Annotated in this window: 7 protein-coding genes and 1 pseudogene; all 8 read left to right on the top strand. The window is 35.9% G+C overall.

Translation table 11 applies throughout. The features are described 5' to 3' along the window. Positions 1–681: pseudogene (locus tag QZZ51_RS14385) on the top strand (L-arabinose isomerase); the annotation flags it as partial. Positions 682–713: 32 nt separating this feature from the next. Beyond that, positions 714–2,432: a sodium:solute symporter gene (locus tag QZZ51_RS14380; protein ID WP_291870888.1), complete on the top strand. Its 1,719-nt coding sequence runs from the start codon at positions 714–716 to the stop codon at positions 2,430–2,432. 13 nt (positions 2,433–2,445) lie between these two features. Further along, on the top strand, positions 2,446–3,135 hold the full coding sequence (locus tag QZZ51_RS14375; RefSeq protein ID WP_291870886.1) for an L-ribulose-5-phosphate 4-epimerase: 690 nt from the start codon (positions 2,446–2,448) through the stop codon (positions 3,133–3,135). Between the two features lie 18 nt (positions 3,136–3,153). After that, positions 3,154–4,827, top strand: coding sequence for a ribulokinase (locus QZZ51_RS14370; protein ID WP_291870884.1), 1,674 nt, complete (start codon positions 3,154–3,156; stop codon positions 4,825–4,827). A gap of 135 nt (positions 4,828–4,962) precedes the next feature. Further along, complete coding sequence (locus tag QZZ51_RS14365; protein WP_291870882.1) at positions 4,963–6,087, top strand: aldose epimerase family protein; 1,125 nt, start codon at positions 4,963–4,965, stop codon at positions 6,085–6,087. Positions 6,088–6,097: 10 nt separating this feature from the next. After that, the gene (locus QZZ51_RS14360; RefSeq protein WP_291870880.1) at positions 6,098–8,623 is read left to right on the top strand and encodes an alpha-L-arabinofuranosidase C-terminal domain-containing protein; all 2,526 of its coding nucleotides are present in this window, start codon (positions 6,098–6,100) and stop codon (positions 8,621–8,623) included. Between the two features lie 102 nt (positions 8,624–8,725). Next, positions 8,726–9,736, top strand: a complete 1,011-nt coding sequence (locus tag QZZ51_RS14355; RefSeq protein ID WP_291870878.1) for a glycoside hydrolase family 43 protein — start codon at positions 8,726–8,728, stop codon at positions 9,734–9,736. A 5-nt stretch (positions 9,737–9,741) separates the two neighbouring features. Next, the coding region (locus tag QZZ51_RS14350; protein WP_291870876.1) for a beta-L-arabinofuranosidase domain-containing protein at positions 9,742–11,036 on the top strand (1,295 nt) is incomplete at its 3' end.

Below are 11,036 nucleotides of genomic sequence, written 5' to 3'. Positions count from 1 at the left end.
TTTACTACTAATTTCGAAGATTTACACGGATTAGAACAGCTTCCCGGATTGGCAGCACAACATTTAATGGCACAAGGCTATGGTTTTGCTGCCGAAGGTGACTGGAAGCAAGCAGCACTAGTTAGAATAATGAAAGTGATGGGAAAAGGTTTAGATGGAGGATGCTCGTTTATGGAGGATTATACCTATCACTTTAATCCAAGTTGCCCATCAGTGCTAAGTGCCCATATGCTTGAAATTTGCCCTTCTATATCAGAAAAAAAAGCTAGAATAGAGGTTCATCCACTTGGAATAGGAGGTAAAAATGACCCAGCTCGTTTGGTGTTTAATGTAAAAAAAGGTCGTGGTATAAATGCAACATTAGTTGATATGGGAGGACGAATGAGAATGATTGTAAACCCTGTACAGTGTATAAAACCTAAAGCACTACCTAATTTACCAGTAGCCAGAGCACTTTGGATTCCTGAACCGAATCTTAAAATAGGGGCTGCTTCTTGGATTTTAGCAGGTGGAGCACATCATACCAGTTTTAGTATGGCTCTTGACACAGAAAACCTTCGAGATTTTGCTGAGATGTTTAATATCGAACTTTTAGTGATTGATAAAAATACACAAGTTGTAGATTTCAAAAAAGAATTGAAGTGGAATGATTTATACTATCATATATCAAAAAGATTGTAATGAATTATTTTTTAACGTAAAACTATAGTGTAATGGGTACTTTAGATTGGATTGTTATTGCAATTTTTGCTTTACTTCTTATTGGTATTATTGTTTGGGTATTTCGTCAAAAACAAAAAAATTCAGATGATTATTTTTTGGCAGGGCGAGATGCTAGCTGGGTAGCTATTGGGGCATCAATATTTGCATCAAATATTGGTTCAGAGCATCTTATTGGATTAGCTGGCGCTGGTGCTTCAAGTGGTATGGCTATGGCTCATTGGGAAATTCAAGGTTGGATGATACTTGTTTTAGGGTGGGTATTTGTGCCTTTTTATTCGCGGAGTATGGTCACCACAATGCCAGAATTTTTAGAACGCAGATATAATAAAGAATCTAGAACTATTTTATCGATGATTTCATTGGTAAGTTATGTGCTTACAAAAGTCGCAGTTACTGTTTATGCCGGCGGTTTGGTTTTTAAAGAAGTATTTGGAATAGAAACAATGTGGGGCATTGATTTCTTTTGGATATCAGCAATAGGACTCGTACTTATTACTGCAATTTATACGGTAATAGGAGGTATGAAATCTGTTCTTTATACATCTATGTTACAAACACCTATTTTGCTAATAGGTTCATTAATAATCTTGGTGCTAGGACTTCGTGCACTTGGAGGTTGGGATGAAATGATTCAAATTACCAGTGCTGTTGAAGTAAATACTTATGGAGATTCTATGACTAATTTAATTCGAAATAATCGTGATGAGAATTTTCCTTTTCTAGGTGTTTTGATAGGCTCTTCTGTAATTGGTTTTTGGTATTGGTGTACCGACCAATTTATTGTACAAAGAGTACTTTCTGGAAAAAATGAAACTCAGGCACGCCGTGGAACTATTTTTGGAGCCTATTTGAAACTAACGCCTGTGTTTTTATTTATGATTCCAGGAATGATTGCTTTTGCAATGGCACAAAAAGGCATTGTAATAAATGGTGAAGTTTTTACACTGTCATCATCAGATGCTGCTTTTCCAGCATTAGTGGCTGCACTTTTACCAGCAGGTATTAAAGGCTTAGTGGTGTGCGGCATTTTAGCCGCATTAATGAGTTCTTTAGCATCGTTATTTAATTCTTCGTCTATGTTGTTCACTATTGATTTTTACAAGAAATACAGACCAAATGCTAGTGAAGCAAAACTTCTAAAAGTAGGTCGTATGGCGACCGTTGTAATTGTTATTTTAGGAATTTTATGGATCCCTGTAATGCGGAGTATCGGTGATGTATTATATACTTACTTACAAGATGTTCAATCGGTATTGGCACCAGGAATTGCCGCTGCTTTTATCATGGGGATTATTTCAACCAGACCGACACCAAAAGGAGGCATGTGGGGAATGATATCTGGATTCGTAGTTGGTATTACCAGACTAGGAGCAAAAGTATTTTATACCAGTCAAGCAAAAAGCGATGGCTATACCAATGTCAAACTATGGGCCGCCGAAACCGAAGTTTCTAACTGGTTTTACAAAATATTTTATGATGTTAATTGGTTGTTCTTTTGTGGAGGTATGCTAGGGTTTAGTATGCTGGTCATTATAATTGTTAGCCGCTATACAAAAGCCGCTTCAGCAGAACAAATTAAAGGGTTAACATTTTTGTCAATATCAGCAGAGCAAAAAGCAACAACCCGTGCCAGTTGGAATCGCTGGGATGTTTTTCATACGGTCGTTATTCTTGCATTAACAATGGCTTTTTATATATACTTCTGGTAAAAAATATTAGATAATGGATATGCTTAAAAAGTTAAAAAAAGAAGTTTGCGAAGCTAATTTAGCATTGGTAAAACATGGTTTGGTAGTTTTTACTTGGGGAAACGTAAGTGCTATTGATCGGGAAAAAGAACTGGTGGTAATTAAACCAAGTGGACTTACCTATAAAGGAATGAAACCAGACGATATGACTGTAGTCAATTTAAAAGGAGAAATAGTTGAAGGTTCATACAGGCCATCATCCGATACACCCACGCATATAGAATTATATAAAAAATTTGATCAGTTAGGAGCTATTGCTCACACACATTCTGTGTATGCTACGGGATGGGCACAGACTGGAATGAAAATTCCCGTATTGGGTACCACACATGCCGATTATTTTTATGGTGATATACCATGTACTCGCAGTATGTCTAAAGAAGAAATAGAAGGCCAGTATGAAAAAGAAACAGGGAAAGTTATTGTGGAAGCATTTAAAAACATCAACCCAATGCATATACCAGCTGTTATTGTACATAACCATGGACCTTTTACTTGGGGGAAAAATACTTTTGAAGCAGTACACAATAGTGTAGTTCTTGAACAAATTGCAAAAATGGCTTTTATAACAAAATCCATTACTTCAGAATCAAAAATGAATCCTTATTTAACAGAGAAACATTTTAAACGCAAGCATGGAAAAGATTCTTATTACGGGCAATAAATAGGACAGATTTATATTATGAATAAAAAAGAGGAAAAATATACAATTGGTATTGATTATGGAACCGATTCCGCAAGAGCTGTAATTATCAATACTTTTAATGGAGACGAAATTGCTTCATCGGTTAAATACTACCCAAGATGGATGGATGGACAATTTTGTAATCCATTAATAAATCAATACCGTCAACATCCTCTAGATTATATTCAAGTATTGGAAGAAACGGTAACTAGTGCTTTGTCAAAAGCACCTAAAGAAGTAGCTAAAAATGTAGTTGGTATGTCATTCGATACTACAGGAAGCACCCCTATTTTAACAAATGAAAATGGCATTCCTCTTGCTTTGCTTCCAGAATTTGAAGAAAATCCTAATGCTATGTTTGTACTGTGGAAAGACCATACAGCTATAAAAGAAGCAGCAGAAATCAATTCATTAGTAAAAAAATGGAAAGTTGATTACACTAAATATGAAGGCGGCATTTATTCTTCTGAATGGGTTTGGGCAAAAATGTTGCATGTATTAAGGAATGACGAGAAAGTACAAGAAAAAGCAATTTGCTGGATAGAGCATTGCGATTGGATGCCAGCACTAATAACAGGAACCCAATCTCCGTTAAAAACATTGCGCAGTAGATGTGCCGCGGGTCATAAAGCAATGTGGCATCCTGATTGGGAAGGATTGCCTCCTGAAAGCTTTCTAACAGCAATTGACCCTTTGTTAAAAGGAATGCGCAAAAAACTATACTCAAAAACTTATGCCAGTGACACAAAAGTAGGAAACCTGACAGCCGAATGGGCCAAACGACTGGGCTTAACAACCAATGTAGCTGTAGGTGTGGGTGCATTTGATTGCCATATGGGAGCTGTAGCTAGTCAAATTGAACCTAATGTACTCGTTAAATCTATTGGAACCTCTACTTGTGATATAATGATTGCTTCTTATAATGAAATAGGTAATAAATTAATACCTGGTATTTGCGGGCAAGTAGATGGTTCTGTGATACCGGGTTATATAGGATTAGAAGCTGGTCAATCCGCATTTGGAGATATTTATTCATGGTTCAAAAAAGTATTAATATGGCCTGCTGAGAATATTTTAGGTTTTAGCGAACTCATAGATAAAGAGACCAAGCAAAAACTTATAGAGGAAATGTTAAACAAAATGATTCCTAAGCTAAGTGAAGCCGCAGCCAAAATACCGATTGAAGAATCTACAATATTGGCTATTGATTGGCTAAATGGTCGCCGAAGTCCTGATGCTTCCCAAGAAGTAAAAGGAGTAATCGCAGGACTTACACTTGGAACAAGTACGCCGCATATTTTTCGTGCATTAGTAGAGGCAACAGCATTTGGTTCAAAAGCAATCATGGAGCGTTTTGAAGAAGAAGACATATATATCAAAAAAATAATTGGCCTTGGTGGTGTTGCAAAAAAATCACAGTTTGTAATGCAAACTTTGGCAAATGTATTAAACAAACCTATTTCAATAGCAAGTACAGAACAAGCCTGCGCACATGGTGCCGCAATGTTTGCTTCTGTAGTAGCAGGTGTATATGAAAAGGTTGAAGATGCTCAAAAGAATATGGGTAAAGGCGTTGAGAAAACATATTTGCCAAATGTAAAAGAAGCAAAAGTGTATGAGTTGATTTATGAAAAGTATAAAAAATTAGGAGCGGTTACGCATAATTTGTAATTAAAACAGGAATACTCAAGTAAGATAATTATAAGAATGCCTAATATGTTAACCTGAGGGAGATTAAAGATGTAAGTTGTTATGACCTTATTTAATTACCATCAGTTTAACAGCCTTATTAAAAAACAACAGTAGATGAAACATATTGATAAAATTTTTATTATAACCATGCTGTTCTCTGCATGTTCAACGAAAAAAGAAGTCTCACCAATACCTGTTGAAACGTTTTTGAGTAAACATCAAGGGAAAGAAATAACACTTCATACACTTGAAAATACAAATGGGTTAGTGTGCCAGATAACAAATTTTGGAGCTAGAGTTGTTGCACTTTGGGTGCCTGACAAAAATGGAAATATGACAGATGTTGTTGTAGGGTATGGTACAGGAAAAGATTTTGTAGAAAAGAAAGAAGAATATTTTGGAGCCACCATTGGGCGGTATGGAAACCGAATAGGTAACGGACGTTTTACTTTAAAAGGGAAGGAATATATATTGGAAACCAATAATGGGGAAAACCACCTTCATGGAGGAGCAGAAGGTTTTCACAGACAAATATGGGCTGTAGAAGAAATAAAAGATTCTAAAATTGTTTTCAGCTATTCTTCTCCACATATGGAAGGAGGTTATCCTGGTAATGTCAAAGTTAAAGTTGAATATCACTTAACCGATAATAACGAACTTAAAATTGAATATTTTGCCACAACTGATGAGCCAACAATTCTTAATCTAACAAACCACACCTATTTCAATTTAAAAGACGGTGGTCAAAGTAGTATTAATAATCATAAACTAACCATCAATGCAGATTTTTACACACCTGTTGATAAAGGTTTAATTCCCACAGGTAAACTTGAAGAAGTTGCAGTTACTCCTTTTGATTTTAGGAATTCTACCTCGATAGGAGAAAGAATAGAGGATAACCATGTACAATTAAAAAATGGTTATGGATACGATCATAATTGGGTATTAAATAAAGGAAAAGAGGATGTAATATTAGCTGCAAGAGTAGAAGAACCAAAATCTGGTCGTATCATGGAGGTGTATACCAGCGAGCCAGGAATCCAATTTTATGGAGGTAATTTTTTAGATGGTTCTGTTGCAGGGAAGAAGGGCATTAAATATCGACACAGAACAGCTTTTTGTTTAGAAACACAACATTTTCCTGATAGCCCAAACAAAGAAAATTTCCCAGAGGCTTATGTATTTCCTGAAGAAAAATACTATTCTATTTCTATATATAAATTTTTAAATAAAATATAATAATTATCCTATGAAAAATACATCCTTAATAAGTATTGTTTGTTTATTTCTTATTTTTTCTTGTGAAAAACAAGAATCAAAAGGATTAATAACTATTGACCTAGCCCAAAAAGGAGCAGATGTATCACCATCAATGTATGGAGTTTTCTTTGAAGAAATCAATCATGCTGGAGATGGTGGACTGTACGCAGAAATGGTACAGAATCGCAGTTTTGAATCTAAAGAATATCCCGAAGGATACCGTGTAGAAGGAGATCAACTATTTTCTAACGATGTACCAAACCACCTTACAGGAGACATTAATAAAGCGGGGTATAAATGGACTACAGAAGAGTTTCCTGGATGGTCACTTAAAGCAGAAGGTGGTGCAAAAGCGGTTATGAAACTTACAAAGAACAATCCACTGTTCGAGTCTACACCCAATTCTTTACAAGTCGATATTTCTAAACCCGGTATAGCTACTTTGGTTAATAGCGGTTATTGGGGTATGGGCGTCAAGAAAGATGAGCAATACAACCTTAGATTTTATGTGCGTGATTCCAAATATACAGGTAAATTAAACATACAACTCGTTTCATCTTCTGGAGAAGTCTTAGAAAATAAAGTAGTAGAGCTGAAAAACACCGCTAAATGGCATGAATACAAATTGGCTTTAACCTCAAATAAAACAGACAAAAAGGCTAATCTTGCCTTTAAGTTTGAAGGAAAAGGTACCGTGTGGCTCGATTATGTATCCTTGTTTCCTCAAAAAACATTCAAAAATCGCCCCAATGGTTTAAGAGAAGACGTTGTAAAAGCCTTAACGGATTTAAATCCTGGTTTTGTACGTTGGCCTGGCGGTTGTGTAGTTGAAGGAATCTCACTTGACAACCGTTATGAATGGAAAGAAACCTTAGGAGACCCTGCAGCACGTAAGGGAGAGTATGGTTTGTGGGGATATAGAAACACCTATGGTTTTGGATATCATGAGTTTCTTCAATTCTGTGAAGACACCAACTCAGAAGGTATGTATGTGTGTAATGTAGGTATCGGTTGTCAAGCTCGTTCGGGAGACGCTTGTTCTATACATAATGTACAATTTTATGTAGATGATGTATTGGACGCTATTGAATATGCCATCGGTGACGAATCTACCAAATGGGGAGCAAAACGAGCAGAGGCAGGTCATTCAAAACCATTTCCTTTAAAATATGTTGAAATAGGAAATGAAAATTATGGCGAGCTTTATAATGAACGCTTTGATATTTTTTATAAGGCCATTAAAGAGAAATATCCACAACTTATCTTAATATCTAATCATGGGTTGGGTAGTGATGTGAAAAATGTTGCAAAGACTGATATGATAGATCCGCATTGGTATGTAGCACCAAACTTTTTCTTTAAAAATGCTGATATTTTTGATGACCAACCTCGCGAAGGTTACAAGGTATATGTAGGGGAATATGCCTGTAATCAAGGTGTTGGCAGTGGAAATATGCTAGCTGCTCTTAGTGAAGCTGCATTTATCACAGGTATGGAGCGTAATAGTGATTTGGTAACTATGGCATCCTACGCCCCTCTTTTCGAAAATAAGAATGATCGTACCTGGCCTGTAAATTTAATATGGATAGATAATATGCAAGTGGTAGGAAGATCATCTTATTACGTGCAAAAAATGACTACCGAAAATATGCCAACATATAATCTAGGCACAAAAATCTCGGCTAAACCTGTTGAAACAAGGCCTCTTAATATTGATGGAAATGTTGGAGTAGGCAGTTGGAGTACGCAAGTTGACTATAAAGACTTTGAAGTTATATATGAAGATGGAAAAACAGAAGTTTTAGACATAAGAAGCAACACAATTCAAAGTGGTGAATGGACTGTTTCTGATACGGTCGTGTCTCAAAATACCATGTCAAATATGACGGGGTTATTTCTAGAAAAAAAACTAGAAGGAGATTATACCGTTAAGCTTAAAGCTAAAAAGGTACGCGGAAACGAAGGTTTTCTCATTTATTTTGGTATGACCAATAATAACAAGGATGGACATCTTTTAAACATTGGTGGCTGGAACAATACCCAAACCGCATTAGAAGGTCTTGCTGATGGAAATGTTAGCGAAATGCTAACAAAATTTGTTCCTCAAAAGGTCGAAAATAATAAATGGTACGCGATTGAAATTACAAAAAAAGCCAATGCATTAAAAATAATGGTTGATGGTAAAGAACTGCTCAGTTACACGCCTACCGATATAAAAAAACAATTTGTGGTAAGTGGCTATGATGAAACTACACAAGAAGTAATTGTAAAAGTTGTTAATGCAGATGACACTTCTTGGAGTCCTTCTATAGATCTACTTAACGGACATGAAATTAAGGCAACCGGAAAAGCCATCGTCTTATCAGCTAATTCACCAGAGGAAGAAAATTCGTTTGAAGAACCCTTAAAAATATCTCCCGAAGAAGTAGTATATACTGGATATTCATCAAACTTTACCTATAATTTCCTTCCCTATTCTTATACGGTTCTGCGAATTAAGGTAGAGAAAAATTAACAATTAATATGTAAAACATAAACAGTATAAAATTTCAAACAAATGAAAAATATCCTATTTTTTTTAGTACTATTAGTTTTTTCTTCTTGCAAAATTTTTAAGATGGATAAAAAGGAACATGAAGATATAGTATATTCAGGAAACCCTGTGTTTCCAGGATGGTACGCAGATCCTGAAGGTATTATTTTTGATGATGAATATTGGATATACCCTACATATTCCGACGACTACAAACAACCAGATAAATCAACCGAGTTTACTAAATGGCAACTTGATGTTCAAAAAAATAGCATCAATCCGCATTACTTAAAGCAAACTTTTTTTAATGCCTTTTCTTCAAAGGACATGGTGAACTGGACAAAACATTCACATGTTCTTGATATAAAAGATGTGAAATGGGCTTCATATTCCTTATGGGCACCATCAATTATAGGGGCAAATAATAAATACTACCTTTTTTTCTCAGCAAATGATATACAAAGTGATGCTGAAACAGGCGGAATTGGTGTCGCAATTTCTGACAAACCCGAAGGCCCGTTTATAGATGCAATAGGTAAACCACTTATTAATAAGTTTTATAATGAAGCACAACCTATAGACCAATTTGTTTTTAAAGATGATGACGGACAAATATATATGTATTATGGAGGATGGAGGCATTGTAATGTCGTAAAACTAAATAGCGATTTATTAAGTATTAAAGCATTTGAAGATGGAGATATGTTCAAAGAGGTAACGCCTGAAAATTACGTTGAAGGCCCTTTTGTATTTAAAAGAAATGGAAAATATTACTTCATGTGGTCAGAAGGCGGATGGATGGGCCCAGATTATAGTGTAGCCTATGCCATAGCAGATTCTCCTTTAGGCCCTTTTAAGAGAATTGGAAAAATATTGCAGCAAGATGCCTCAATTGCGGTAGGAGCAGGACATCATTCAGTTATTAGTATCCCTGATACGGACGAACGCTATATTGTGTACCATCGCAGACCTTTAGGTACCGATAACGCACATCATAGAGAAACTTGTATTGATAAGTTGGTCTTTGATGAAAAAGGATTTATTAAACCTGTAAAGATGACCTCAAAAGGGGTTGAAAAACGTGAAATAAAATGATGTTTATGGCTCTAAGAAAAATAATTATTGCCCTTGCATTAATACCTATGTTTTGCATGGCACAGCATAATGAAAAAATACTTTCATTTCCATTATCTGATGTGATGCTTTTAGATAGTCCTTTTAAGGAGGCACAAATGACTGATATGAAGTATATGCTTGAAATGGATATGGATAGACTTCTTGCTCCATTTTTATTTGAAGCAGGTCTGCCACTCAAGGCGGAAGCTTATGGCGAATGGGAAAGCACCGGTTTAAATGGTCATATCGGAGGCCATTATCTTTCTGCCTTGGCTATGATGTACGCCTCTACTGGCGATTTACGAATGAAAAAGAGGTTAGATTACATGATTATTGAGTTAAAGCGTGCTCAAGATAAACATGGTGACGGATATTTAGCTGGTGTTCCCAACGGACGTAAAACATGGCAAGAAATTGCTGAAGGAACTATAAAAACACAACCCATGAACCTTAATGGTCAGTGGGTGCCTTTTTATAATATGCATAAAACTTATGCTGGTTTACGCGATGCTTATTTGTTTGCAGAAAATAATGACGCCAAAGAAATGCTAGTAAAACTGACAGACTGGGCCTATAATCTGGTGGAGGGATTAAGTGATTATCAACTTCAAAAAATGCTTAAAACCGAACATGGCGGATTAAATGAAATATTTGCAGATGTTGCCATGCTCACCGATAATAAGAAATATTTAAAGCTTGCAAAAAGGTTTTCTCATAGACAAATATTAGACAACTTGATACTTGAACAAGATAGCCTCACAGGTATGCATTCTAATACACAAATACCAAAAATAATAGGGTTTAAGAAAATTGCAACGATGGAGCAGAACAGTTCCTGGGCAACTGGAGCTGCTTTCTTTTGGAACAATATGACCAAAAAACGATCCGTGGCCTTTGGCGGAAATAGTGTTTACGAACATTTAAACCCCATAAATGACTTCTCTAAAATGCTTACTGCAGATCAAGGACCTGAAACCTGCAATACCTACAATATGCTCAAACTTACAAAAGAGCTGTTCCTTACTAATCCTGAAAGAAAATATATAGATTACTATGAGCGTGCTTTGTACAACCATATTTTATCATCCCAAAACCCAGAAAAGGGAGGGTTTGTGTACTTTACACCCATTCGTCCAGGCCACTACAGGGTGTATTCCAAACCGCATACCAGTTTCTGGTGTTGTGTGGGCTCAGGCCTAGAAAATCATACAAAGTATGGTGAAATGATATATGCTCATTCTAAAAATGACTTGTATGTGAATTTATTTATCCCTTCAAA

The sequence above is a fragment of the Maribacter sp. genome (genome assembly GCF_016744255.1).
Taxonomy (GTDB): Bacteria; Bacteroidota; Bacteroidia; order Flavobacteriales; family Flavobacteriaceae; genus Maribacter_B.
The sequence above is the reverse complement of the archived record's forward strand: the minus strand, read 5'-3'. Positions and strand labels throughout refer to the sequence as shown.